Source organism: Pseudomonas sp. RL_15y_Pfl2_60, assembly GCF_963970595.1.
Taxonomy (GTDB): domain Bacteria; phylum Pseudomonadota; class Gammaproteobacteria; order Pseudomonadales; family Pseudomonadaceae; genus Aquipseudomonas.
Genome location: NZ_CAXAOE010000006.1, coordinates 386,398 through 411,183 on the forward strand (window position 1 = coordinate 386,398; position 24,786 = coordinate 411,183).

Annotated in this window: 21 protein-coding genes, 1 tRNA gene and 1 pseudogene; 14 read left to right on the top strand and 9 right to left on the bottom strand. The window is 55.6% G+C overall.

The annotated features are described in order from the left end of the window. The first annotated feature begins 2 nt into the window (after window positions 1-2). From AACY26_RS18180 to AACY26_RS18195, 4 genes are all read left to right on the top strand, one after another. Window positions 3-698, top strand: coding sequence for an ABC transporter permease (locus AACY26_RS18180; RefSeq protein ID WP_339516055.1), 696 nt, complete (start codon window positions 3-5; stop codon window positions 696-698). Next, a complete protein-coding gene (locus AACY26_RS18185) occupies window positions 695-1,384 on the top strand; it encodes an ABC transporter permease (RefSeq protein WP_339516056.1) in 690 nt (229 codons plus the stop codon). Before AACY26_RS18180 ends, AACY26_RS18185 begins: the two co-directional genes overlap by 4 nt. A 46-nt stretch (window positions 1,385-1,430) precedes the next feature. After that, entirely contained in the window at window positions 1,431-2,657 is a 1,227-nt protein-coding gene (locus AACY26_RS18190; RefSeq protein WP_339516058.1) for a methyltransferase, read from the top strand. Window positions 2,658-2,923: 266 nt separating this feature from the next. Continuing rightward, window positions 2,924-2,999 (top strand) — tRNA-Thr (locus AACY26_RS18195). 164 nt (window positions 3,000-3,163) lie between these two features. On the opposite strand, the pseudogene AACY26_RS18200 reads toward AACY26_RS18195, so the two are convergent. The 4 genes and pseudogenes from AACY26_RS18200 to AACY26_RS18215 form a co-directional block, all read right to left on the bottom strand. Continuing rightward, window positions 3,164-3,625: pseudogene (locus tag AACY26_RS18200) on the bottom strand (aromatic ring-hydroxylating dioxygenase subunit alpha); the annotation flags it as partial. Window positions 3,626-3,663: 38 nt separating this feature from the next. Next, window positions 3,664-6,075 (bottom strand): TonB-dependent siderophore receptor, encoded by a 2,412-nt coding sequence (locus AACY26_RS18205; RefSeq protein WP_445261326.1) that lies wholly within the window; start codon window positions 6,073-6,075, stop codon window positions 3,664-3,666. A 139-nt stretch (window positions 6,076-6,214) separates the two neighbouring features. Next, the gene (locus tag AACY26_RS18210; protein WP_339516060.1) at window positions 6,215-7,177 is read right to left on the bottom strand and encodes a FecR family protein; all 963 of its coding nucleotides are present in this window, start codon (window positions 7,175-7,177) and stop codon (window positions 6,215-6,217) included. Then, a complete protein-coding gene (locus AACY26_RS18215) occupies window positions 7,174-7,680 on the bottom strand; it encodes a sigma-70 family RNA polymerase sigma factor (protein WP_339516062.1) in 507 nt (168 codons plus the stop codon). The genes AACY26_RS18210 and AACY26_RS18215 overlap by 4 nt, the downstream gene beginning before the upstream one ends. A 267-nt stretch (window positions 7,681-7,947) precedes the next feature. On the opposite strand from AACY26_RS18215, the gene AACY26_RS18220 reads away from it, so the two are divergent. From AACY26_RS18220 to AACY26_RS18230, 3 genes are all read left to right on the top strand, one after another. After that, complete coding sequence (locus AACY26_RS18220; RefSeq protein WP_339516064.1) at window positions 7,948-8,628, top strand: DUF899 domain-containing protein; 681 nt, start codon at window positions 7,948-7,950, stop codon at window positions 8,626-8,628. Between the two features lie 86 nt (window positions 8,629-8,714). Continuing rightward, complete coding sequence (locus AACY26_RS18225) at window positions 8,715-9,089, top strand: hypothetical protein (RefSeq protein WP_339516066.1); 375 nt, start codon at window positions 8,715-8,717, stop codon at window positions 9,087-9,089. Then, window positions 9,086-9,292 (top strand): helix-turn-helix transcriptional regulator, encoded by a 207-nt coding sequence (locus tag AACY26_RS18230; protein WP_339516068.1) that lies wholly within the window; start codon window positions 9,086-9,088, stop codon window positions 9,290-9,292. The genes AACY26_RS18225 and AACY26_RS18230 overlap by 4 nt, the downstream gene beginning before the upstream one ends. Window positions 9,293-9,388: 96 nt before the next feature. Here AACY26_RS18230 and AACY26_RS18235 read toward each other — a convergent pair whose 3' ends face one another. Together AACY26_RS18235 and AACY26_RS18240 are read right to left on the bottom strand one after the other, a co-directional pair. Continuing rightward, window positions 9,389-11,017, bottom strand: a complete 1,629-nt coding sequence (locus AACY26_RS18235) for a methyl-accepting chemotaxis protein (protein ID WP_339516070.1) — start codon at window positions 11,015-11,017, stop codon at window positions 9,389-9,391. Between the two features lie 289 nt (window positions 11,018-11,306). Then, window positions 11,307-12,251, bottom strand: a complete 945-nt coding sequence (locus tag AACY26_RS18240) for a LysR substrate-binding domain-containing protein (RefSeq protein ID WP_339516072.1) — start codon at window positions 12,249-12,251, stop codon at window positions 11,307-11,309. Between the two features lie 124 nt (window positions 12,252-12,375). Between AACY26_RS18240 and AACY26_RS18245 the strand changes: the two genes are divergently transcribed. After that, a complete protein-coding gene (locus tag AACY26_RS18245) occupies window positions 12,376-13,587 on the top strand; it encodes a cation:dicarboxylate symporter family transporter (RefSeq protein WP_339516074.1) in 1,212 nt (403 codons plus the stop codon). A gap of 141 nt (window positions 13,588-13,728) precedes the next feature. Here the strand turns inward: AACY26_RS18245 and AACY26_RS18250 are convergent, their stop codons facing one another. The 3 genes from AACY26_RS18250 to AACY26_RS18260 all read right to left on the bottom strand — a co-directional run bounded on the left by AACY26_RS18250 (window position 13,729) and on the right by AACY26_RS18260 (window position 17,452). Continuing rightward, entirely contained in the window at window positions 13,729-15,327 is a 1,599-nt protein-coding gene (locus AACY26_RS18250) for an argininosuccinate lyase (RefSeq protein ID WP_339516076.1), read from the bottom strand. A gap of 75 nt (window positions 15,328-15,402) precedes the next feature. Beyond that, a complete protein-coding gene (locus tag AACY26_RS18255; protein WP_339516078.1) occupies window positions 15,403-16,644 on the bottom strand; it encodes an OprD family porin in 1,242 nt (413 codons plus the stop codon). A 205-nt stretch (window positions 16,645-16,849) separates the two neighbouring features. Beyond that, complete coding sequence (locus AACY26_RS18260) at window positions 16,850-17,452, bottom strand: TetR/AcrR family transcriptional regulator (RefSeq protein WP_339516080.1); 603 nt, start codon at window positions 17,450-17,452, stop codon at window positions 16,850-16,852. Window positions 17,453-17,543: 91 nt separating this feature from the next. On the opposite strand from AACY26_RS18260, the gene AACY26_RS18265 reads away from it, so the two are divergent. From AACY26_RS18265 to AACY26_RS18290, 6 genes are all read left to right on the top strand, one after another. Next, window positions 17,544-18,293: a haloacid dehalogenase type II gene (locus AACY26_RS18265; protein ID WP_339516082.1), complete on the top strand. Its 750-nt coding sequence runs from the start codon at window positions 17,544-17,546 to the stop codon at window positions 18,291-18,293. 44 nt (window positions 18,294-18,337) lie between these two features. Further along, the gene (gene yghU / locus AACY26_RS18270) at window positions 18,338-19,189 is read left to right on the top strand and encodes a glutathione-dependent disulfide-bond oxidoreductase (protein WP_339516084.1); all 852 of its coding nucleotides are present in this window, start codon (window positions 18,338-18,340) and stop codon (window positions 19,187-19,189) included. A 105-nt stretch (window positions 19,190-19,294) separates the two neighbouring features. Beyond that, window positions 19,295-21,112 carry a sensor histidine kinase gene (locus AACY26_RS18275; RefSeq protein ID WP_339516086.1) on the top strand — a complete coding sequence of 606 codons (1,818 nt, stop codon included), beginning with the start codon at window positions 19,295-19,297 and terminating at the stop codon, window positions 21,110-21,112. A gap of 158 nt (window positions 21,113-21,270) precedes the next feature. Then, window positions 21,271-22,656, top strand: a complete 1,386-nt coding sequence (locus AACY26_RS18280; RefSeq protein WP_339516087.1) for a sigma-54-dependent transcriptional regulator — start codon at window positions 21,271-21,273, stop codon at window positions 22,654-22,656. Between the two features lie 335 nt (window positions 22,657-22,991). After that, window positions 22,992-23,981, top strand: coding sequence for a C4-dicarboxylate TRAP substrate-binding protein DctP (dctP, locus tag AACY26_RS18285; protein WP_010488693.1), 990 nt, complete (start codon window positions 22,992-22,994; stop codon window positions 23,979-23,981). 122 nt (window positions 23,982-24,103) lie between these two features. Then, window positions 24,104-24,733 carry a TRAP transporter small permease gene (locus AACY26_RS18290; RefSeq protein ID WP_339516089.1) on the top strand — a complete coding sequence of 210 codons (630 nt, stop codon included), beginning with the start codon at window positions 24,104-24,106 and terminating at the stop codon, window positions 24,731-24,733. The last annotated feature ends 53 nt before the right edge of the window (window positions 24,734-24,786 follow it).

Genomic DNA, 24,786 nt, shown 5'->3' on the forward strand with positions numbered 1-24,786 from the left:
CCATGAATTTTGACCTCTACGGATTCGGCCCCGCACTCGCTGCCGGTACCTTGATGACCATTAAGCTGGCGCTTTCTGCGCTGGTATTGGGCTTGGTGCTCGGATTGCTTGGCGCGCTGGCCAAAACATCGCCTTACAAGCCTGTGCAATGGTTGGGCGGTACTTATTCAACGATTGTGCGTGGCATCCCCGAGTTGCTTTGGGTGCTGCTGATTTACTTCGGCACCGTCAATATAATGCGCACGCTGGCCGACGTTCTGGGACTCGAAAGCCTTGAACTCAGCCCCTTTGCAGCCGGTGTAATCGCCCTCGGTATTTGTTTTGGCGCCTATGCGACTGAAGTCTTTCGCGGCGCTATCCTGGCCATTCCCAAAGGCCACCGCGAAGCGGGTCAGGCGCTTGGCATGTCCAAGACGCGTATTTTCTGGCGTTTGATTCTGCCGCAAATGTGGCGCATCGCCCTGCCAGGCCTCGGCAACCTGTTTATGATTTTGATGAAAGACACAGCCTTGGTTTCGGTAATCGGCCTCAATGAAATCATGCGCCGCTCGCAAATTGCCGTCACCGCCAGCAAAGAACCCTTCACTTTCTTCCTGGTTGCAGCCTTTATCTATCTTGGCCTGACCGTCATTGCCATGACGGGCATGTACTTCCTTGAAAAGCGCGCGGGTCGCGGATTTAGCAGGAGCGCCGCATGAACTGGGAAGTGATCATCAAATGGCTGCCACGCCTGGCTGAAGGTGCGGTGCTGACCCTGGAGCTGGTTGCAATCGCGGTCATTGCCGGATTGATTCTGGCGATACCAATGGGCATCGCCCGCTCTTCGAAGAACCTGCTGGTTCGCGGTATTCCTTACGGCTATATCTTTTTCTTCCGTGGCACGCCGCTGCTGGTTCAGCTGTTCCTGGTCTATTACGGCCTGGCTCAATTTGATGCGGTGCGCAATGGACCGTTGTGGCCGATCTTGCGCGACCCGTTTTGGTGCGCCGTGATCACCATGACGTTGCACACCACAGCCTATATCGCCGAGATTCTGCGCGGTGCGATTCAGTCAGTCCCGCAAGGCGAGATCGAAGCCGCACGCGCACTCGGCATGTCGCGCAGCCAAGCCATGTTGCGCATCATCTTGCCGCGCGCCGCACGCATCGGCCTGCCCGCCTACAGCAACGAAGTCATCCTGATGCTCAAGGCCAGCGCCCTGGCCAGCACCGTGACCTTGCTCGAACTGACCGGTATGGCGCGTACCATCATCGCCCGAACCTACCTGCCCGTAGAGATCTTCTTTGCAGCCGGCATGTTCTACCTGGTGATTGCCTACGTCCTCGTCCAGGCATTCAGATTGCTTGAACGCTGGCTACGCGTGGACGCCTGCCAAGGTCGTTAAAACACTGCAGGCCGCAATGGCCTGCAGCTTAATGTAGACACAGCCCATGCCAGCCAAGGACCTAACCGAGCACTTTGAAGCGCTAAATCGCTTCCTTAGCGAGCATCAAGCGCTCTGGCGCCCGCGCCCATTCAGTGACCGCCCCATGGCATGGGAACAAACCCACGGCCAATTGGCGACCTGGCTGAAATCACGCAGCCTGGCGCAGGCCGAGCAAGCCCAGGCTGAACCGCACAAGCTAAACGCCCCTGAACCCTTTGCGAGCCTGGCAGAGCAAGCCCAAGCGCTGTGCCAGATTGCCCCACTGCCACTCATAAATAGTCCTCAGCTACCTAACCGCTTGAGCAATGACATTCCCGGGCGTAAGTGGCTGCAAATTCAGGCATTCGCCAGCAGCTTGAGCTTTGAACAGCCAACGAAACACTGGCTCGACTGGTGTTCAGGCAAAGGCCATCTCGGACGATTATTAGCCCGACAAGGCCAGCCACTGAGTTGTTTGGAACATGACCCCGAGCTTGTGGATAAAGGTGCGAAGCTCAGTCAAAAGCTGGGCATTAATGCCCAGCATATTGAACAGGATGTACTGGCGCCAAGCGCAATAAAACAACTCAAAACCGAGCACACAGCCGTGGCGCTGCATGCCTGTGGCGACCTGCATGTTCGCTTGATCCAATTGGCTAGCGAGGTAGGCTGCCAACAACTGGCGATTGCGCCCTGCTGCTACAACCGGATCAGCACCCAACATTACAAACCGCTGTCACAACCGGCCAAGGCAGCAGGGCTTGAACTATCCATACAAGACCTCGGATTGCCCTTGAGCGAAACGGTAACTGCCGGTGCGCGTGTGCAAAAACAGCGTGATATTTCCATGGCCCGTCGCTTGGCTTTCGATTCTCTACAGCGCGAAATACGTGGGCTTGACGAGTATTTACCCACGCCCTCGCTTGCCTCTTCCTGGCTTAACAAACCCTTCGCCGAATTTTGTATCGACTTGGCAGCGCTGAAGCAAATACCGCCGCCACCCGCCTCGACCGACTGGCTCAAACTTGAAGCCAAAGGCTGGGAATTATTAGCTCAGGTACGCAATTTGGAGCTGCTGCGCGGCCTGTTTCGCCGACCGCTGGAAGTCTGGTTGTTGCTCGATCGTGCCCTGTATTTGTGCGAGCAAGGTTATGCCGTTCAACTCGGCACCTTCTGTTCGCGCGAGCTCACGCCACGCAACCTTATGCTGGTCGCTGAACGTATCGGATCTGCCCGCCAAGGCTGTGGATAACTTTGTTGATAGATTCTGGGAAAGCAGCTCTACAGCTTCTGCAATCTGACTGACAAAAACCCGACTATTTTCGCCAAATAATTAATTATCTACAAAAACAGACGCTTATGTGACTATGTGATGACAAGCACATTTACCTAGCACAAACTGATTAATTACTAACCAGTTGTGCATAAGAAATTCGCTGCTCATAGCTAGACGAACAAAAAACCCTGCTAAAAGCTCTTGTCAGCCAGAAACTTATCTATATAATGCGCCCCACAAATGCCGGTATAGCTCAGTTGGTAGAGCAACTGACTTGTAATCAGTAGGTCCCGAGTTCGACTCTTGGTGCCGGCACCATACGAAACAACAAAAAAGGCTCACCTCGCGGTGGGCCTTTTTTGTTTCTGCGCGATTTACTGAATTTGGCTTCCACCTTCTGGTACATATTCAGGACACTACAGAGCATCTGATCAAAGATGCCGAGCCTGACTGCGGGCTCGTTGTAAATTAGCGATTGTGGGTCAGCAGGATGCTTGGCGAAGCTGCTCAATGATCTTACGAGCGCGATTTGCCCCAACATCAACATGGATGTCGACCATCGGCTTTGGACCAAACGCAAGCATGTTCTGGTACTGGGCCTCGATCACAACCTTGTCCTCGTCGAAAGTCATTGCCGTCTGCTCAACGACCTTTGCTTTGGTTTCCTCAGGGTTGCTCTTAGGATTAGTTGCTATCGTCCAGAAATAGTGACTGGTAAATTGCGTTTCAGGTGTCACGCCATGAAAACCGCGCATGTGAAATCCATCCCGGTTTGGGTTATCCAGCGAGTCGCTGCCCGCATCAATCGCGCCAGTCCAGATACGCAGATGCGAAACGTGAAACTCGATCTCCTGCCATCGGTCAATTTTGTCTTTGAAAGGATAGGCCGCTAAATAGGTTGGAGGCGGAACCGAACCCGGCATATGGCGGGTTACCTTGACTGTGGTATTGATCCGCACCCGATTGCTGTCACAGCCTCCGCTCAGAACTGCGGCGTGTATTTAACGCTGAACATCAGGTTGCGTGGGTCGCCAAAATTGTTGCTCCCGTCTGCGGCGGCGAAGCCTGGAAGGTAGTAGCGTTTGTCGAACAGGTTGTTGGCATTGACGGCCAGATCGATTTCGTCGCTCAAACGGTAACCCATGCGGGCATTCCAGACGGTGAAGCCGGGTACGTCGAACTCCCGGTCGAAACTGACGGTATGGCTTTGCGAAGTAAAGCCGCCGCCGAGGCTGACGCGGTCCCATTGACCTTGTAAGCGGTAATCAGCCCACATGCGCAGCATGTGCTTGGGCGTCCACTGGCTGTAGATGCTGCCTTCGTTATCTGGGTCATCAAGGAACTTGGTGGTGTTGTAGGTGTAGCCAGCAAACAGTTGCAGATCGCGCAGCACTTCACCGCTTATCTCTGCCTCGATGCCCTGGCTGCGCACCTTGCCAGATGCAGTTGAGCAGTACCAACCATCGCAGGCGAAGCCTGAGGCCTCGTCGGTAACCGCACGGTTCTTCTGGTCATAGCGGAACACAGCCAGCGAAGTGTTGACCCGGCCGTTGAACAGTTCGCCCTTGAGACCAACTTCATAATTGCTGCCGATCACCGGTTCAAGCATCTGCTGCTGGGCCGTGCGGCCGCTCTGTGGCTCAAATACATCGGTGTAGCTGGCGTATACCGCCCACTCCTGAGTCAAGTCGTAGACCAAGCCCAGATAGGGGGTGAACTCGCCGGTCTCGGTTATGCTGTCCTTGTAATCGTCGTCAGGAAGCATGTAGGCGTAGTCGTACCAGCTGACGCGGGCGCCGACCACGGCCGTCAGCGGCTCGGCCAACTTAACCCGCCAACTGCCATAAAGCCCCTTCTGGCGGATGTCGTACTCGGCATTGGTGCCGCGTCCGCCCGGCGAGGCGAGGATATCGTCCAGGCTCGGTTCTGGGCGATGATGGTCGATATCAAAGATATTACCGCCCGGCACGAAGCGCCGCGCGTAGAAGTCATCCGAAGTGTATTTGGAGTAGTTGCCGCCGACGGTGATTTCCTGCTCCAGGGTGAAGGCTTCGAATTTGCCGTTGAGAAACATGTCCAGGCCGAGCTTGGTCGACTCGAAGTTAGTGAGCCAGTCAGCGAAGTCCAGGCCGCTGCCATCGTCTGCAACATCACCGTGCATGCGCTGATGCAGCGAGTCGTTATGCTCACGCATGCGCACGGCGCCAACTTTGAAGCGCCAGTTGTCATCGAAACGATGTTCTAGATCAGCGTATAGCGTGTTCTGCTCTATATCGTTGCTGTTCCAGGTGGCGCCACTGTAGGTCGAGCGCGAAAAACCGATGTCGCTACCGTCGGGGTAGCGCGGCAGGCCACGGACCATTGGCCGCGAATCAAGGTCAGTATTGCTTATGCCCACACCCAAGGTAGTGTCCGGGCTGAGATCGAAGTCCAACGCGCCGTACAGCGAGGTGGTCTTGCTCCACACGTAATCGGTGAAAGAATGAGTGTCGTCCTGATCGACCACCATGCGCCCGCGAATGCTGCCGCTCTCATTCAGAGGACCACCGGCATCCGCCTGCAAACCATAGTGATCCCAGGAACCAGCCTTGCCAGTGAAGCTGACCGTAGGCGCGGTTTGGCCGCGCTTGCGCACTAGGTTGATCGCCCCACCGGGACTGCCAGCGCCCTGCAGCAGGCCGGATGCGCCGCGCAGAATTTCCACGCGATCAAAGAACACCAGATCCTGGGTCGCCCAATTTCCCAACACATAGGTATTACGCGGGATTGGTACACCATCATATTGCCAGTCATCAATCTGGAATCCGCGTGATGAAATCACCATGCCCGGGCCGATACCGGTGGCGCCGACTAGGCCGGTGGTCTGGTTTACGGCGTCACGCAGGTCGGTGATGCCTTGGTCGTCGAGTTGCTGGCGGGTGATCACGCTGACGGACTGGGGGATTTCCTTGAGCCTATGCGTGCCCTTGCCGATGGTAACCACACCTGAGGTGTACGAGCCGCTGCCTTCGGTAGTTGCCCCAAGCGCTTGCCCTGTGACGGTGACATCCTTGAGCTCAATAGTGCCATTGGTTTGCGCCTTGGGCTGCACGCTGAAATTGCCGCTCTGGGTTACCTTCAACTCCAGGCCTGAGCCTTTCAGGGCCTGTTGCAGAGCCTGTGTTGCGGTTAGCTCTCCTTGTACAGAAGGCGCTTGTTTACCCCGCACCAACGCGGGTTCCAAGGAAATCACCTGGCCACTCTGGCGAGCAATAGCATTGATCGTCTCGCTCAGGCTGGCAGCGGGCAGATCGAAGCGCAACGTCTGCTGGGCGACAGGCTCAGCGTAGGCGAAACCTAACGGACCAACAGAAGTGAGCGCGATGGCTATGGCAAGGGCGCGGGGTTTGAACACGGAATGCTCCTGAGTAAATTTATGTAGTCAGGAGATAGGTGGGACGAAACAGGAAAACCAGACACGAATGAGAGCGATTTCCATAAATTATTTCCTGCAACTCGAAACCGCATGAAAGGGATCGCACGGCAAGTGAGGATCAATCCTGCGCATCGATCAGGGTCAACCAGGGCCCGTAATGGCTGATGCGAATCGGCAGGGTCTCCTCCAAGGCAGTCAGTGTCCGTTCGGGGTCATCAAGCGGATAGACGCCCTGCACCCGTATCGAGCGAACCTCTGGGTCGACACGAATCAATCCAGGTCGATAGGATCTCAGCGCTTCGATCACGGCTTCGAGAGGCTCGTCGATCACACTCAACTGGCCTTGCAGCCAATCGGCGCGATGCTTCTCTGCGCTTCCCAAACGTTCTATATGACGCGCGTGCAACAAAGCTGCGTCGCCTTTGTGCAACGTCTGCGAAACTCCGTTCGGCAAGCTGAGTTGAACCGAATGCTCAAGCACCAGCACACGTGTAGCTTGCTGCTCCTGATGTACCAGAAAGCGGGTACCAAGCGCACGAACAGAACCTTGGTCGCTGCGCACGATAAATGGTCGGTCTGGGTCCGGGGCAACCTGCACGACCAATTCGCCTTGACGCAGATAGAGCACGCGTTGGCTGGCGGTGAAATTAATATCAACTGAACTGCCTGCGTTGAGGTTGAGCAGGCTGCCATCGTCGAGATCGTAGCGCATTCGTTCGCCCGTGCCCGTGCTTAAGTCGGCGAACATTGCCTGGCCTGGTCGAGTGCGCCCCAACAGCCACAATCCGCCGCCAAACAGGCCGAGGCCGGTCAAACCACGCAATACCTTTCGCCGCGATACAGCAGGTTGCAGCAAAACCTCACGCGCCAAGCCCTGCGTGCGCCGCTCGAAACTGCGCAAGGTTTCATAGTGACCGCCAAGCCCTTGATGCAGATGCCTCCAGGCAGCGGCATTTGCCGGGTCGCTCGACAACCAGGCTTCAAAGCCTGCCTGCATCGGTGCATCTGGCGTGGCCGCGCGCAAGCGCACCATCCAATCGATGGCCTCCTGGCCTGCTCGGTTCAAAGCAATTTGGCTCATGGCTGCATACCGGTCAGGTAGCACTGGCGAAGGGCCTGAGTCATGTAGCGGCTTACTGTCCGCTCAGACACCCCCAAGCGGCTAGCGATTTCCTGGTAGCTGAAACCGTCAAGCTGACTGAAGAGAAAGGCTTTTTTCACCGCATGCGGCAGGCCAGCAAGGGAGCGGTCGATGGCGCTTAATGCCTCGACCAGCAAGGCGAGTTCTTCCGGTGAAGGGGCCAAGGCTTCAGGTAATGCAGATAGCCGCTCAAGGTAGGCGAGCTCAAGGCGGCGCCGGCGATGGCGATCGGAAATCAACCGACGAGCGATGGTCGATAGATAGGCCCGCGGCTGTTCTATGCTGTCCGGGTCGACGCTAGATACCAACATCTGGCAGAAGGTCTCTGCAGCGGTATCTTCGGCGTCAGCGTAGTTGCGAAGGCGACGCTGGACGTGCTGAAGGAGCCAGCGATGATGGTCGCTAAAGAAGAATCCCAGCTTGCTGGTCGTGAGGTGGGACACTGCCGGCCCTCTGCAAATGTGAATTATTCGCATTTTACTGTTCGAGCCGTCCCGCTTACAAGCTTATAAACTCGCGACACTGGTCAATGCCTGCTTGCGCCCCGTTAGCCAGGGCAAATACGTTGTATTGGTTCCGCGACCCGGCTAGGCCAGTGCGTCACCAATCGTCTTTTGAACTAGGCTATGTAAGTCGTCGTTATGCTCTCAATAACCCGCAGTTGAGTGCCACGAGCCGCCCTTCAACTGCACTTGGAGGGAGGTTGCGTCATGTCTCGACCACTGCCACAAGTTGTGTCCCAGCAAGATTGGAAAACAGCGCTGGACCAGTTCCTGATAAAGGAAAAAGCGTTCACCCGCGCCCGCGATGCCCTGAATGCCGAGCGCAGAAAGCTGCCAATGGTAAAAGTTGAAAAGCACTACTCGTTTGAAGGACCGGAGGGAACCGCATCCTTGCTTGACCTATTCGAAGGACGGCGCCAACTCATTGTCTATCACTTCATGTTTGGCCCCGATTGGGAGGCCGGCTGTGACGGCTGTTCGTGGGTTGCGGATGCGATGACACATCCGGCCCACCTGCTTGCCCGTGACACATCATTGGTGATGGTTTCACGCGCGCCTCTGGACAAGCTCGAGAAGTACAGAACTCGCATGGGCTGGCCCGATGCCATTCCCTGGTATTCGTCGTACCAAAGTGAGTTTAATTACGACTTCGGTGCCACTACCGAATCAGGTGAAAAGCATGGCGCCAGTGTGTTTCTCCGTGACGGAGACACTGTTTATCGAACCTATTACACGGGTGCACGCGGGGTTGAATACCTTGGCACGCATTGGAGCTATCTGGATTTGACCCCCTATGGCCGCCAAGAGAATTGGGAAGAATCACCGCCTGGCTGGCCGCAGACCGAACCCTATGGCTGGAACCGGCGCCACGACGAATACGAGTTGTAATTGGCTATCACGCAAAATGGAAAGCATGCTTTACATATTGCTTGCCCCTCGCTAATGTAAAGCACCCTTTCCACAGAGCACACAGCATGACCAAGTATTATTACGAATTCGGTGGTGCAATCGCCCTCTACATGCTGGTTCTGGCAGTCTCGCTTCTGTTACTTAGCCAGTACCAAGACGCCCCGCTGGCGCTACGTGTATTGATCACCCTGGCGCCGATGATTCCGGCTGGCTTGCTCTGCTGGGCCATTGTTCGGCAACTGCATCGCCTCGATGAAATGCACCTGCGCATTCAGTTTGAGGCGCTCGGTTTCGCATTCGCGGCGTCGGCTTTACTGACCTTCAGCTATGGATTCCTGGAAAATGTAGGCGCCCCTCACCTGCCATGGCTTTGGGTGTGGCCGGTCATGGGAGCAACTTGGATAATTGGACTGATGATTGCCAAGCGCCGCTATCAATGAAAAACCGACTCAGGGCGCTTCGTGCCGAACGCAAATGGTCTCAGCAAGATCTGGCCTCGATGCTGGGCGTCTCACGTCAGACAATCAATGCGATTGAAAATGGTCGATATGATCCCAGCTTGCCGCTGGCATTCCAGATAGGACGGGTTTTCCAGCAACCCATCGAAAGCATTTTCGATGATCAAGCTCCAACGCCTTGCTGATCTGGACTAGCGTCGGTAACGCTATCGTCAGACTATAAGATTTCCCCACGCCCGCCGCTTAACCCTATGCAGGGCCAAGCGGCGCAAGGATGTTATCTAAACTTTAAATTGCTTGGCCAACTGATTCAGTCCTGTGGCCAAGGTCGACAACTCGGCTGTAGCCAGTGCTGTTTGGCTCGCGCCCTCGGATGTCTCCCCAGAGAAATCACGAATACTGACCAGGTTCCTATCAACTTCGCGAGCAACCTGAGCCTGCTCTTCGGCAGCAGTCGCGATCATGAAGTTTCGTTCGTTAATCTGCGTCAGCGATTCAGTGATATCGACCAGGGCTTTGCCTGCGTTGTGCGCCAATTCGAGGGTTTTCTGAGCCTGTACACTGGTTTGCGACATGGACGATACGGCATTTGAAGTCCCGGTCTGGATCGAACTCACCATCTGCTCGATTTCGTGGGTCGATTGCTGGGTGCGATGGGCAAGTGCCCTGACTTCATCCGCGACCACAGCAAAACCCCGGCCTGCCTCACCAGCTCTCGCCGCTTCAATTGCAGCGTTCAGGGCCAGTAGATTGGTTTGCTCGGCAATGGCCCGTATCACATCGAGCACCTTGCTGATGTCGGTCGCCATCACCACAAGCGACTGCACCTCGCTCGAAGTGGCCTCGACATTAGAAACCACAAGGTTAATCGCGCTAACTGTTTCGTCGACCTGAGCCTTGCCTGCTGCTGCAGATTCGCTGGACTGCGAAGTCATCTGCGATGTCGAGGACGCATTGCTGGCGACTTCCTCGACCGCGGCGCTCATTTCATTCACAGCGGTAGCCGCCATCTCAATTTCATGACTTTGTCGCTGAATCGTCTGCGCAGCACCTTCGGTGACGGCATGCATTTCTTCAGACGTCGCGGCTAGCTGGGTTGATGAATCGCCAATCATCGCCAGGGCATCACGCAACTTAGTCTGCATGATGGCTAATGACGCAATCAGTTTCGCAGCTTCATCCGAGCCCTCAACGATGATCTGCTGGCTCAAATCGTTATCGGCGATACGCTCAGCAATTGCCAATGAATAGCTAATGGGCACTGTCAGGCTTCGGGTATACAGCAGGGCAAGAATTATAGTGGCAGCAAAACCAATGGCGATCGACACCCAAACCACTATCTGGGTCTGCAAGTAAATTGCATCTGCCTCGATACCTGCTCTCTCAGCTTTTTCATCATTGACCCTAGCAAGCTCGTCCAAGGCAGCTTGAACCTGCTGTGCCGCCACTCGCATGTCGCTGCTAGATTGTTTAACAGCAGCCTCTAGATCCCCGCGGGCAATGGTCGCAAGGTATCTATCCTGGGTGATAACGTAAGCATCCCGCGTTTTGACAAAGTCAGCGTACGCCTCACGTCCCTCTGGAGTGATGATGTATGGAAGCAGCGACTCCATGTGGCCGGTTATCCGCACCCGTGCCTGCTTGATGTCATTAAGTGCCTTAGCGGTACGCTCTTTAGGTTCTAGCGCGTTCCTTAGGCGTGCATTATTGGCTCGAATCCCCGTGAACTCTTGATCCATTTCACTGACGATTTTGATACTGCTCAAGACGTTAGTCTCCACATACGTCTCGAAATCATTCAGTTTTCCTGCCTGATACAACGACAGCAGACCTATAGTCATGATTATCAGACAAAAAAAGCCAAAACAAATAATAGAGCGAGGTGCCAATTTCAGTTGTCTTAAAATCATCAAAGTACCCTCCTAGGTTGGTAACTAACTATCGTTACCCCTAATGGAAACTTTACTTTGAGCCCCACTAACCCACAAAACCCATACTAAAGTTATGGGTAATCTAATTCAGCCAATAATTATTGGCTTCTGGATCGAGCTACGCGCTCTAGCCTGCTATTTTTGCGAAAACGCGCCCGCGCTATCGCACAGATGTCAAAGCTGGTGGGCACGGCCTGACTACGGTTTCGGCGCAATAGTCTGGGCACCGCAAACTGCGGGACGCAGCAAGAAGCTGGCGCCTCACCGATCAACTGGAGTGCTGTACCGAGCGCTTGCGGTATTGGCTGCTCAACTGCTGGGCCAGCTCAATGAAATGGGTGATAAGTGGCGACTGGTTGAAGCTGCGGCACAGCAGCGTGATTGGCGCGGTCAGTCGGGGCTTGGCATCGCGTATGCGGCAATAGACAACGCTGCCTTCATGAAAGCCCTGCATAGAGGCTGGCACCACTGAGATACCTGCACCCGCGGCCACCAAGCTGACATTGGTCAGCATGCGCTCAACCTCAAAGGCAATTGTCGGTTCAAAACCGGCATTGCGACACGCCTGCACAAGATTGGCGTACATGCCGGGAGCTCCAGGCCGGCGAACCAGGATAAAGCGCTCATCCACCAGATCGGCCAACGACACACTCATTTCACTGGCGGGCGATTGCCCTTTGAGCAACGGATGACCTGATGGCAGTGCCAGCAACAGCTCTTCATTCAACAAACGCTGATATTGCGCGGACTTGGGATGCGCGACCGGCGCACGAAGAATGCCGATGTCGGTATGCTCGGCCATGACGTTCTCGGTCAGCTCGCTGGCGTTGCCTTCATGCAGACTGATATCAACTCCCGTATAGCGTTCCCGGTAACTGCGGATAATCTGCGGAATCAACGGATGTGAAGCTGCCGAACTGGTGAAACCAACACTCAAGGTGCCTTCTATACCCTGCGCCGTTCGCGCGGCCTTGAGTGAGCCAAGCTCTACCCTGCGCAGAATATCTTTGGCTTCGCCCAGGAAAACCTTACCGCCTGCGGTCAGAGCAACGCCTTTGGGATGACGCACAAAAAGATCAAACCCAAGCTCCTGCTCCAATGCGCGAACCTGTTGGCTCAAGGGCGGTTGCTGCATGTTCAGCCTCGCAGCGGCACGGGTGAAATGCTGTTCCTCAGCGACCATGACGAAGTAACGAAGATGACGCAATTCCATGACGAGTTCACCATGTGTCGAGTGAGTAACTGCGCTGCACGATACCGAATCCACGGGTGATGGGATAGGATGTGAGACCCCGGACGGCGCAGGGGATTAAACCAATAATAATTAAGAATTACTGATGCTCAGAGTTGTTCGTTCTGGTCTTGCTCAGTTGATGCTGGCGGTAGTGCTTGGCAGCCTGCTGGGTGTCTGGAAGCCCTCGTTGGCAATCGAAATGAAAGCCTTCAGTGACCTGTTTATTGCAGCGGTGCGCTTGATCACGCCGGTTGTGATGTTCGTGCTCATTGCCTCAAGCGTGGCCGGTTTGCGCGGATACGGCACGAGCCTGAAGCTGGGCCTGAGCACAGTTGGCTATTGGCAGCTAATGTCACTGCTCTCCTTGGTCTGTGGCTTGTCGGTTACCTTGCTCCTACAGCCCGGGGCGGATATGCCCATGCTCGAACAGGGCAACCCGCACACCGCGGCAACGGCTGATCTTATCTCTGTCTCACACTTACCCACATTGCTCGCTGCTGCATTCGGCCACAGCATAATCTTCAAAGTACTGCTTGCCGCCTTGGTGGCGGGGCTCTTGCTCGGCCTTTCAGGTGACAAGGGAATCAGACTCAGGCAGATGCTTGATGATTCTGTCGGCCTTGTATTCCGGGTAATGCGATTTATTATTCGCTTCGCCCCGCTGGCCGCCTTTGGCGCCATTGCCTTTACCATCAGTGTTTACGGCGCTGCCGCGACCATTCCTCTGGCGAAATTCGTCGCTACCGCCTACGCCGCCAGCCTGCTGTATATCCTTGCCGTATTGACACTAGCGCTTGGCTTGAGTGGCGTCAGCCTGTGGCGGCTAGTGGGCTACATCAAGGAAGAGCTTTTTCTGGTCGCCTCCACGGGCTCGTCGGTGGCGGCATTGCCTCGCCTGATCGACAAACTGGAAGCCGCAGGCTGCAATAGCAAGCTTGCGCGCCTGACGCTGACTACCGGCTATACCTTCAACCTCAATGGCTCCAACATCTATTTGATGGTCGCGGTGCTATTCCTCGCCCAATCTATTCATATTGAGCTCAACGCACAGTTGCTCCTGACCATTTTGCTGGTCAGCTTGCTGACGTCCCTAAGCGCTACCTCTGTCGCCGGTTCGGCCTTTATTACCCTGACCGCCACCCTGGGCGTGCTGCAGATAGTGCCGTTGGAAAGCATCGGTATCCTTATCGGCGTGGAACGCATGATGAAGTGCCGCTCACTGACAAACGTGCTGGGCAACTGCGTAGCCTGCCTGACGCTCGCCAGTTGGCATAACGAGTTGGATCGACAGAAACTAGCCCAGGCACTGGGCTGAAGGCTGGAACAATTTACGATTAAACTTGGCCATGGCATTGCCCAGAAACAACAAAATTGCAGCAGGCTTCAGAAGATTGTTGCAGACACAAAAAAGCGACCGGTATTCAGCCGGTCGCCTTATACGGGCATCGATAGCGCTCTAGTTCGCCGCTTTCACCAGCTTGGCAAATGCCTTGTCCAGCTCAGTATCGGCATCGAGCAAGTGCTGACGGTGCTCGGTCATCCAGTTGCGGTCAGCTTTCAGGTTTTTCTGCGCTTCGGCCAGCATGCGCTTGACCTCGGCAGGCTGTGGCCCGCCCGTGCCTTTGCGTGATTCAACCATGGCCCGTGGCGATAATGTCGCCCGGAAAGCGGCTTCATCCAAAGGCAGCTTCTCCAACTCCCACTTGTACTTCTTGGCCGCCTGGGTGAAGAGCTTTTGTGCGTCTGCATAGGGGAAATTCTTTGGAAAATAGCCCTCTTTGCGCGCTTCACTCACAATCAGCGAAGCAAAACTGTGGCCAATACGAAACGGCACCTTGTATTCACGCTCCAGGGTATCCGCCAGCTCCATGGACGTGGTCCAGTCTGAATCCAACTCCTCCATTGCGCGCTCAGGGTTGATCACCAATGCGGCCAACACCTTGTCCAATCGCTTGAACATCTGGGTCGCCGAAGTGAATAGGCCAAGCGAGTCGAACGCGGCTTTATAGTCGGTCATGCCCGTGGTCACGTTGTGGGCGCGAATGGTGGTTGCATTCGCCAACCCAACCACATCGGATGCAGACTCACGGGTGCGCATCAGCAAGCCCGGGTTGCGCTTCTGCGGCATGGCGCTGCTGGTGTAGGTTGCCCCTTCCTCCAGCAACAACCAAGGACGCGTCTGGTGATATTGGGTGTGGATATCACCAATCATGGCGCCCACCCGGATGGCGGAGGATGAGGCGATACCAGCCGCTTCCAGTGGAATATCAAAGGTCGAAACCTGCCCCGCATCGAGCGAATTCTCACGCAGGCCATCAAAGCCCAGCAACTCAGCCAAGCGCTCACGGTTCAAGGGCCAGCCAGAGTTAGCCAACACCGCAGTGCCCATAGGACTGAGGTTCAAGCGCGCATAGAGCTCGTGGATACGCTGTGCATCCCGCTCGAATGAAGCTGAAAATGCCAGCAAGTAATGTGCATAGCTGATCGGCATGGCCTGCACGCCATTGGTGTACGCCGGGACCAGCGTGTCGACATTCTTCTCAGCGATTTTAAGCATGCGTTCGCGCACCTTGTTCAAGGCGTCGCTGTAGTCCAGAACCTGAGCGCGCAGCACCGCCAGACGATAGGTCGCGTACATATCCTGACGACTACGCCCAGAGTGAATCAAGGAAGCCTCTGGGCCAATTTTATCAACCATGATCTTTTCAACCTGCAGCACATCACTTGGCCGCTTGCCGTCAGGTTGCTTGGCCTGGTCGATCACATGCTGCACGCCACCGGCGATCAGATGACCAAGCTTGGGCGTCACTACGCCTTCTTCGGTGAGCATCACGATTGAGGCCTTGTTGATGCGGTTCATCCAGCTGAACTGCTCCTCATACGCACCGCCCTTGCCGCTGTGCTTATCCACTGTTGCGCCGATTTTCTCGGCTTGGGCAGCGCATTCAGCAGTGGTTCGGCAAGGCAGGTCTGCCGTATTGGCAGCCTGGGCGCCATAGGAGAAAAAAAGTGAGTAGGCGACAGCAAGGTGGATCAGGTTTTTTCTGAATTTCATGTTGCGTTCCTTCCGGGCAGATCAGGGTTGATCATCGCAAGCCAGCTGGCGATGACAGCGTCAAGGCAGCCGCGCTTAGAGCAGCGCAAGGGTGTAGCTGAAGATCAAACGGTTCTGATCGATATCGTTGCCGCCATTACTGCGATAAGTGCCGTTGCGCCACTTGATCCCGAAATCCTTGAGCGGGCCACTCTGTATGACATAGGCGATATCAGTGTTGCGCTCCCACTCTTTGCCCTCGCGACCAGGCGAGCGGACAAAGTTGTCACCGCTGGTGTAGCGAGTCATGAAGGTCAGGCCGGGCAGGCCAACGGCCGCAAAGTTGTAGTCATAACGCGCCTGCCAGGACCGTTCCTCCGGGCTGGCAAAGTCAGCGGAAATCATTACGTAGTTGACCAGGTAGGAGTTGGTACCTTCGATGTGCGGAAAGCCGGTCTTGCCATTCATTTCCTGGTAATTGACGCCGAAGGAGTGACCACCAAGGTTGTAAATCAACTTGGCGCCGAAGGCCTTGTTGTCGATATTTGTCTTGCCGTCATTACTGGAGTAGGCATAGCGGATATCAGTCTCGAAAGACTGCTCATCGCCCAGTGGATATTTGTATTTGATATTGGCGATGTGCTGCCGGTAGTTTTTGTCGAGGTGCGCGTAGTTGTAGCCCGTCGTGAGGTTTTTGTCCCACTTGTAATTGGCCCCGGCAAAGTTGAATTCGTCACTCTCCTGCCCACCACTGATGCCTTTACCGGCGACGAGCATGTCATCGTTCGAGCTGGAGTTACGCAGGCTGTTCTGGGTCAGGCGACCGAGATCCACAGTCAGGTTGTCGATATCCTTTGACTGCAACTGCGCGCCCTGAAATGTCTGCGGCAGCAGGCGCGAATCATTAGGCAGCACAGTTGGCAGCTTGGGTATCAGAGTGCCAACACGCAACACACTCTTGGATATACGCGCCTTGGCCGCTGCGCCTAATTGGCTGTACTGATCGGGCGCTTTGTTGTCACCCACTGGCAGCAAGCCGGTGTTTTGCCGGTCGGGGCCGGAATCAAGCTTAACGCCAAGCAAACCGATGGCATCGACCCCGAAACCTACCGTGCCTTCGGTAAACCCCGAGCTGTAATTCAAGATAAAACCTTGCGCCCACTCATCGCGCAGCGACTGCCTCGCACCTGGCTGGTGATAATCGCTGTTGAGGTAGAAGTTACGTAGCTCGACTGAGGCTTTGCTGTCTTCAAAGAAGGCTGCATTGGCAGTAAAGGGAATAGTTAAAACTGAGCTGGCGGCGAGCACAGTTTGGACACGCAAGTGGCATCTCGTCATGATTGTTGCCTCGTTTAATTGTTTTTATTTGAGCTGTCAGGCAAGTGGCAGCAAACGAGATGCTAGAGGCAAAAACTCAAGATTAAAAATATATGTAAAGTATACAATCAAAACTTAAAAAGTATTGATATGGCTAAGCGCGTACCTGGAAACGCTCATAGCGTCAGGCCTGCTGCTGGAATTTGACGATGGCGGGAAGCACTACTCAGGCGTGCCTGTAGGCATCAATCGTATTGACCATATCATCGGCCAGCGCCTCGATCTGAGCATCGGGGATATTGCGCTCGGCAAACACCCGCAAGCCGATCATTTGAGCTTGAAGCAAACGCGCCAGTCTTGAGCAGTCAACGTCTGGGCGTATTTCAGCCGCAGCCTGAGCCTGCTCTAAGGCTTTGCAGATTCGTTGCTCAACCAAGTTCAATACAGCATCAACTTTGGCCAGCAGTTCAGCATCCTCAGGATTGATCTCAAGCAAGGACTTCACCAGCATGCAGGCTTGCGCCGGCGTCTGGGTTTTGTCGGCGCATGGACGCACAAATGCGCGCAAGTAGCCTTTTAATCCATCGACGATGCTCGGCGTCCCTTCCAGCGTCAAACGGAAGTTTTCGCCCGTGCGTGCCACATAGGCATCCAATGCTTCGATGAACAAACCACTCTTACTGCCAAAGGTCGCGTAGAGACTACCCGGGCGCATATCCAGCGCCTGCTCAATATGCTTCATGGAGGAAGCGTAGTAGCCCCTCGACCAAAATAACTCGACAGCGCGTTCCAGCGCGACTTGGCGGTCAAAGCATGCAGCACGGGGCATGGCGGTCCTTGGATAGTTTTCAATTGATTTTGAGTGATCGCTCAATTATAGCTTGATCGACCGTAAACTCTCAATTAACGTGGAGCTATATTTGAACGATCCTTCAAAAATGCCTTGGCAAGAGAATTCTCCGATGCCCGCACCTAAGAAATTGCCCATCATCGTGTTTGATGTGAACGAAACACTGCTTGATATCACTACACTAAACCCTCTGTTTGAACGTGTTTTTGCTGACTCAGCGGTGCTGCGTGAATGGTTCGCACAGCTGGTCCTGTACTCACAAACCATGACCCTCAGCGGCCTTTACTGCCCGTTCGGCGAGCTTGGCGCCGGCGCGCTGAGAATGCTCGCCTCGATCCATGGCAAAACTATCTGCACCGCCGATATCGACGAACTCAAACAACGCATGAGCACCATGCCCGCCCACGCCGACGTGGTACCGGCGCTCAAGCTATTGCGCGATGCCGGATTTCGCCTGGTGACGCTAACCAACTCAGCCCGCAGCCCATCCCCCACCGCACTTGAACGGGCAGGCTTAAGCGAGTTCTTTGAACACTCATTCAGCGTGGAGTCGGTAAAGAAATTCAAACCCGCCCCGCAAACCTACCAACTGGTGGCCGATCAGATGAAGGTGTCGCCACGCGATCTGGTCATGGTTGCCTGTCACCTGTGGGACACCATCGGCGCTCAAGCTGCCGGATGCAAAGGCGCCCTGCTGACACGTCCATGCAATGCATTGCTGCCAGCAACCGGCGTGCCTGTGCCTGACTATGTCGCGGGCCAATTAACTGAGTTGGCGCAACTGATCATCGCCGACGCACGCACAACCGAGACTCATTAAGCCGCTAGGCTCAGATCCACTATCGCTCAATAGAGGAACGCACAATGCAAGATGACTCCACCTACACCCCGCCCGCCGTCTGGACCTGGGATAAAGAAAGCGGCGGCAAGTTTGCGAGTATCAACCGCCCGATTGCCGGCCCGACCCACGAAAAAGTCCTGCCCGTGGGCAAGCACCCGTTGCAGCTCTACTCACTGGCAACACCCAACGGCGTGAAAGTCACGGTGATGCTTGAGGAGTTGTTGGAGCTTGGGCATTCAGGGGCGGAATACGACGCCTGGCTTATCGATATTTCAGAAGGTGATCAATTCTCCAGCGGCTTTGTCGAGGTCAACCCGAACTCGAAGATTCCCGCGCTGATGGATCACAGTGGCACAAGCCCGGTACGGCTGTTCGAGTCAGGCTCAATCCTGTTGCATCTGGCCGAAAAGTTTGGCGCACTGCTGCCAAGCGAGCCGAACGCCAGGACTGAAGCACTCAACTGGTTGTTCTGGCAGATGGGCAGTGCGCCCTATCTGGGCGGCGGTTTTGGTCATTTCTACGCTTACGCGCCAAGCAAATTCGAGTACCCAATCGACCGCTTCACCATGGAAGCTAAACGCCAGCTCGACGTGCTGGATCGCCAACTGGCCAATAGCCGTTACATCGCTGGCGATCAATACAGCATTGCGGACATCGCTATTTGGCCTTGGTATGGCGTGCTGGCCCTTGGCGGCTTGTACAATGCAGCTGAGTTCCTGCAAGTGCAAAGCTACGAGAATGTGCAACGTTGGGCGAAAGACATTGCCAGTCGTCCTGCGGTAAAGCGCGGGCGTATGGTCAATCGCACCTGGGGCGAACCGCACGAGCAACTGCGCGAGCGCCATGATGCCAGCGACTTCGACAATATCGCTTAACCACAAACAAGGCTGATCAGACTCGGGCAGGTTCATCTGCCTTCCCGAGTGAGAACTCAGTGCTCAGGCAAGCGCTTTTATTTCGCTCTGTGCATAATGCGCAGCATGAGTCCAGCAACCACCCATTCAACTGTCCCCCGTCGCCTGCGCTGGCGCAGCTTGCTGCTGCTCGGGCTTGTGCTCGCGCCACTGTTGTGGCCGCTGCAAATTGTTATCGAGCGTTATTACCGCGAACAGTTGGCTGAGCAGAGGCAGCAGATTCTCGACCTCTATGTTGCCAACCTGCTTGGCACCCTCAATCGTTATGAGGTTTTGCCGCCGATTCTGGGTCAACTGCCAACCTTGCGCCAACTATTGGGCCAACCCGACTCGGGAGCTAAGCGCGATAACGCAAACCGCTTGCTCAATGACTTAAAAGAGCAAACCGGCGCCGATGTTATTTACTTGATGGCGCCCAATGGACAAACCCTGGCGGCCTCCAACTGGCAGCAGGACGACTCATTTGTCGATCGCAACTTCTCTTACCGCCCCTATTTTCGTGAAGCCTTGCAGGGTCGTCCCGGGCGTTTCTTTGGTTTAGGTACCACATCGGGCAAGCGCGGTTACTTCTTTGCCGCTGCCGTGCGCGACAGCAGCGGAGTCATTGGCGTGCTGGTGGTCAAGGTCGATCTCGACCACACCGAAACACTGTGGGGTGAACGCCCAGAACGCTTGCTGGTGACCGACAATTACGGCGTAGTAATCCTGACCTCGCATCCGGGCTGGCGCTTCCACGCAACCCGAGCGCTGGACAATGCCGAACGCGCAGCGATTACCGACACACAGCCCTATCAAATTCAATCACCGCCACCATTGAAGCTTCAGCCCGATGCGTGGATGCAGCAATCGCGCAAGCTCGACAACATCGGCTGGACGGTAAGCATTGTTGCGCCCCGCGCGCTGCTCGATCGCCCAGTGCGCAGCGCAGTCGCTGTCGGCGGCGCAGCCTTATTGATGCTGATACTGCTGCTCGGTTTGCTGATGCAGCGGCGGCGTCACTATCTTGAACGTATCGCCCTCGACGCCCGGGCGCGCCTGCAACTTGAGCAGCGGGTACTGGAGCGCACCCAAGATCTTGAGCAACTCAATAGTCGCCTGCGCCTTGAAGTGCTTGAACGAGAAAACGCTCAGCAAGAGCTGGTCCGAGCGCAGGATGAGCTGGTCCAGGCCAGCAAGCTGTCGGCGCTCGGTACCATGTCCGCGAGCATCAGCCACGAGCTCAATCAACCCCTGGCGGCTATTCGCAGCTATGCAGAAAATGCCGGGGTGCTGCTTGACCATCAACGCAACGACGATGCCCGCCACAACCTCAAGCTGATCAGCCAACTGACCGAACGCATGGCCTCGATCATCTCGCACCTGCGCGCCTTTGCCCGACGTGATCGACATGCCCCGGAAACCGTCGCCCTGCAACCTGCCATTGATGACGCCTTGGCCCTGTTGGCCAAACGGCGCCGCGCCATGGATGTAGAGTTGATCCGTGACCTGCCGGATGCGACCTTGTGGGTCCAGGCCGGTGAAACGCGCCTGCGCCAATTGCTTGGTAATTTATTGGCCAACGCACTGGATGCTCTCAGTGAGTGCCCGCAGCCGCGCCGTATATGGATCAGCGCAGAGCTCACCGACACAACCCTGGACCTGCATTTGCGAGATAATGGCCCGGGCTTCAGCACCGAAGCCCTGCAACGCGCACTGGAACCCTTTTACACGACAAAAACCAGCGCCCAGGGCCTAGGCTTGGGTTTAGCCATTTGCGAAGCCTTGATGCGGGCCTTGGGCGGCGAGCTACGTTTTGCCAACCATAAAGATGGCGGCGCCGTACTGACCCTGCACCTGCTGCGCAGCAATAACACCATGAACAAAGACCATTACAACGAAAGCTGACCCAGCGCTGAAATGGCCTTGAACTGGATCAACCTGTGGCCTGAGTGGGCTGTCTTAAGTCAGTCAGGTCAGCTGTTGTAAAGACTCAAAATTGCCACAACCGATATTCACCTGCCCATTGACACGGATTGTTGATGCTCAACCCTGAGGTTTGCTCCATGACCACCCTCGACGCCCGTACTCAGGTTTTGCTGATTGATGATGATCCACACCTGCGCCAAGCACTGAGCCAGACACTTGATCTAGCAGGCTTGCAGGTCACCAGCCTGGCCAATGCCCAAGACATCGCCACGCATATTGCCCGCGATTGGCCAGGCGTGGTGGTCAGTGATATCCGCATGCCCGGCATCGATGGACTGCAACTGCTCAAGCAACTGCAAGAGCAGGACCCCGAGCTGCCGATTCTGTTGATCACCGGCCATGGAGATGTACCGCTCGCCGTGCAAGCCATGCGCGCCGGAGCTTATGACTTCCTTGAGAAACCCTTTGCCAGCGAAGACCTGCTCGACAGCGTGCGCCGGGCGCTGGCCTTGCGCCGCTTGGTGCTGGATAACCGTAGCCTGCGTTTGGCTCTGACCGACCAACACCAGCTGACCGCGCGCCTGGTAGGTCAATCAGTGCCCATGCAACGCTTGCGTGAGCAAATCGGTGCGCTCGCCAGTATCAGCACCGATGTGTTGATCCTGGGGGAAACCGGCGCTGGCAAAGAGGTTGTCGCACGTGCATTGCATGACCTGTCGAGCCGCCGCGATGGACCATTTGTGGCGATCAACGCAGGCGCGCTGGCCGAGTCGGTGGTTGAAAGCGAGTTGTTCGGCCACGAGCCGGGCGCCTTTACGGGTGCGCAGAAACGCCGAATCGGCAAGTTTGAATTTGCCAATGGCGGCACCCTGTTTCTCGATGAAATCGAAAGCATGAGCCTGGATGTGCAGGTCAAGCTGCTGCGCCTGCTGCAAGAGCGCGTGGTCGAGCGCTTGGGTGGCAACCAGTTGATTCCACTGGACATCCGCATCATTGCCGCGACCAAGGAAGACTTGCGCCAAGCGGCGGATCAAGGCCGTTTCCGCGCTGACCTTTATTACCGCCTGAATGTGGCGCCGCTGAGTATTCCATCACTGCGCGAACGGGGTGACGACATCCTGCTGCTGTTCCAGCACTTCGCCGACAACGCCAGCGCCCGCCACTCGCTGGCCAATCGCACTCTGCAGCCAGCACAGTCGGCGCAGTTACTCCGTCACAGTTGGCCCGGCAACGTGCGCGAACTGCAAAACGCCGCCGAGCGCTTTGCCTTGGGCCTTGGCCTGGGTCTTGAGCAGGTGCTTGATGAGCCACCAATACAGAGCCCTCAAGGCGACTCACTCAGTGAGCAGGTTGAACGCTTTGAGCGCTCGATTATCGCCGCCGAACTCAATCGCTCGCACAGTTCGATGCGCAGCCTGGCAGAAGCCTTGGGTGTGCCCCGCAAGACCTTGCACGACAAGTTGCGCAAGCATGGCCTGAGTTTCGCCGACACTGGCGAAAGCTCGCCAGATACCGCGGATTAACTGGCGAAAAACCGCCACCACCAATGAACAACCAATTGTTGCTATGCGTATTACGCATAGCAACGAATTACCCACACCCTCTCCAACGGCCACGAAAACCAGTTATTGCGGGGAATCTTAAAATTAATCACTCAAACGGATAACTGTTTATCGCAAAAGCAACACACTGGCATGGCCGTTGCTCTACCCTTTGCAGGCGATACAACAAATACAAGCCAGGTGATCTCTGCCATGCGCCCGTCATTTTCTGACAAGCAGCCTAGACTTGTTGTTGTTCGCCCGTTTTTCGCGCTACGGCGCTCAACGCTATAAACACAACAAGAGGAAGTATTCGCATGTTCAAAATGACTGCCAAGGCGCTCGCATGCGCCCTGTCGCTGAGCATCGCCGGTATGGCCCAAGCGGCCGACCCGATCGTGATCAAATTCTCCCACGTCGTAGCCGACAACACCCCTAAAGGTCAAGGCGCCAACCTGTTCAAGAAACTGGTTGAAGAGCGTCTGCCGGGCAAAGTAAAGGTAGAGGTTTACCCGAACTCGTCGCTGTTCGGTGACGGTAAAGAAATGGAAGCCCTGTTGCTCGGTGACGTGCAACTGATCGCTCCATCGCTGGCCAAGTTCGAGCAATACACCAAAAAGCTGCAGATTTTCGATCTGCCGTTCCTGTTCAACGATATTCACGCAGTCGACAAGTTCCAGCAAAGCCCACAAGGCCAGGAACTGCTGACGTCGATGGAATCGAAGAACATCACCGGCCTGGGCTACTGGCACAACGGCATGAAGCAGCTGTCGGCGAACAAGCCACTGCACGAACCTAAAGACGCTCGCGGCTTGAAGTTCCGTGTACAGGCTTCTGCAGTGCTTGAAGAGCAATTCAAGGCAGTGCGCGCCAACCCACGCAAGATGAGCTTTGCCGAGGTTTATCAAGGCCTGCAAACTGGCGTTGTAAACGGTGCGGAAAACCCTTACTCGAACATCTACAGCCAGAAGTTCAACGAAGTTCAGAAGTACATCACCGAATCCAACCACGGTGTACTGGACTACATGCTGATCACCAACACCAAGTTCTGGAACGGCCTGCCTGAAGATGTACGCACCGAACTGGACAAGATCCTGGTTGAAGTGACGGCTGAAGTGAACAAGCAAGCCGAGATCCTCAACGAAGGTGATAAGCAGCGCATCATCGATGCTAAAACCAGCGAGATCATCACTCTGACGCCAGAGCAGCGTGCTGAATGGCGCGATGCCATGAAGCCAGTCTGGAAGAAGTTTGAAGGCGACATCGGCGCTGACCTGATCAAGGCTGCTGAAGCTTCGAACAACTAAGGTGACCTGGCCGCGACAGCGGCCCGAAACCCGGTAGCACGCCTCCTCATGCGCGCTACCGGGCTCTACGCAAGATCGCGGGTTACCACGATCTTCGCCCCTCACCTTTGGAGATCTTATTGATGAACGCCTTAAGGCGCGTTTGGGACCACTTCGAAGAAGGCTTTATTGCCTTTTTATTAGGGTCGATGACGCTAGTAACCTTTACCTACGTAATCCTCAACAACCTCTACAGCTTCTTCTACAGCTGGGCTGACCGCTGGGAAGGCGGTAGCGAGACCCTGTTCTGGATCGGCGATCATATCCTCGACATGGCGCAGTCCATGACCTGGAGTATTGCCCTGACCAAGGCCCTGTTTGCCTGGTTGATATTTTTCGGTCTGGCCTACGGTGTGCGCACCGCAGGGCATATCGGTGTGGATGCGCTGGTCAAGCTGGCGCCGCGCCCAATCCAACGCGTAATCGGCTTGATCGCCTGCATTGCCTGCCTGACATACGCCGGGATGATCGCCATTGGCAGCTTCGATTGGGTCAAGACCCTGTTCACTGCGGGCATCGGCGCTGAAGACCTCGGCCATTACGGCATCCAGCAATGGCACATCACCGCCATCGTGCCTTTTGGCTACGCCATGGTGTTTATCCGTTTTCTGGAAATCTTCGTGCGCATTCTGAGTAACCAGCAAACCGGCCTGGGCTTGGCTGATGAAGCGGCAGATGCATTGAAATTGAAAGAACACGAGGAGCATAACTGATGACTATTTTGTTCCTCTTCGTCGCACTCTTTGTGCTGATGTTTATCGGCGTG

Excerpts from the sequence above, each read along its gene's own strand:
- AACY26_RS18180 (WP_339516055.1), top strand. The coding sequence starts at position 3 with ATGAATTTTGACCTCTACGGATTCGGCCCCGCACTCGCTGCCGGTACC.
- AACY26_RS18185 (WP_339516056.1), top strand. The coding sequence starts at position 695 with ATGAACTGGGAAGTGATCATCAAATGGCTGCCACGCCTGGCTGAAGGT.
- AACY26_RS18190 (WP_339516058.1), top strand. The coding sequence starts at position 1,431 with ATGCCAGCCAAGGACCTAACCGAGCACTTTGAAGCGCTAAATCGCTTC.
- AACY26_RS18210 (WP_339516060.1), bottom strand. The coding sequence starts at position 7,177 with ATGAGCCAAATTGCTTTGAACCGAGCAGGCCAGGAGGCCATCGATTGG.
- AACY26_RS18220 (WP_339516064.1), top strand. The coding sequence starts at position 7,948 with ATGTCTCGACCACTGCCACAAGTTGTGTCCCAGCAAGATTGGAAAACA.
- AACY26_RS18225 (WP_339516066.1), top strand. The coding sequence starts at position 8,715 with ATGACCAAGTATTATTACGAATTCGGTGGTGCAATCGCCCTCTACATG.
- AACY26_RS18230 (WP_339516068.1), top strand. The coding sequence starts at position 9,086 with ATGAAAAACCGACTCAGGGCGCTTCGTGCCGAACGCAAATGGTCTCAG.
- AACY26_RS18235 (WP_339516070.1), bottom strand. The coding sequence starts at position 11,017 with ATGATTTTAAGACAACTGAAATTGGCACCTCGCTCTATTATTTGTTTT.
- AACY26_RS18240 (WP_339516072.1), bottom strand. The coding sequence starts at position 12,251 with ATGGAATTGCGTCATCTTCGTTACTTCGTCATGGTCGCTGAGGAACAG.
- AACY26_RS18245 (WP_339516074.1), top strand. The coding sequence starts at position 12,376 with ATGCTCAGAGTTGTTCGTTCTGGTCTTGCTCAGTTGATGCTGGCGGTA.
- AACY26_RS18250 (WP_339516076.1), bottom strand. The coding sequence starts at position 15,327 with ATGAAATTCAGAAAAAACCTGATCCACCTTGCTGTCGCCTACTCACTT.
- AACY26_RS18255 (WP_339516078.1), bottom strand. The coding sequence starts at position 16,644 with ATGACGAGATGCCACTTGCGTGTCCAAACTGTGCTCGCCGCCAGCTCA.
- AACY26_RS18260 (WP_339516080.1), bottom strand. The coding sequence starts at position 17,452 with ATGCCCCGTGCTGCATGCTTTGACCGCCAAGTCGCGCTGGAACGCGCT.
- yghU (WP_339516084.1), top strand. The coding sequence starts at position 18,338 with ATGCAAGATGACTCCACCTACACCCCGCCCGCCGTCTGGACCTGGGAT.
- AACY26_RS18275 (WP_339516086.1), top strand. The coding sequence starts at position 19,295 with ATGAGTCCAGCAACCACCCATTCAACTGTCCCCCGTCGCCTGCGCTGG.
- AACY26_RS18280 (WP_339516087.1), top strand. The coding sequence starts at position 21,271 with ATGACCACCCTCGACGCCCGTACTCAGGTTTTGCTGATTGATGATGAT.
- dctP (WP_010488693.1), top strand. The coding sequence starts at position 22,992 with ATGTTCAAAATGACTGCCAAGGCGCTCGCATGCGCCCTGTCGCTGAGC.
- AACY26_RS18290 (WP_339516089.1), top strand. The coding sequence starts at position 24,104 with ATGAACGCCTTAAGGCGCGTTTGGGACCACTTCGAAGAAGGCTTTATT.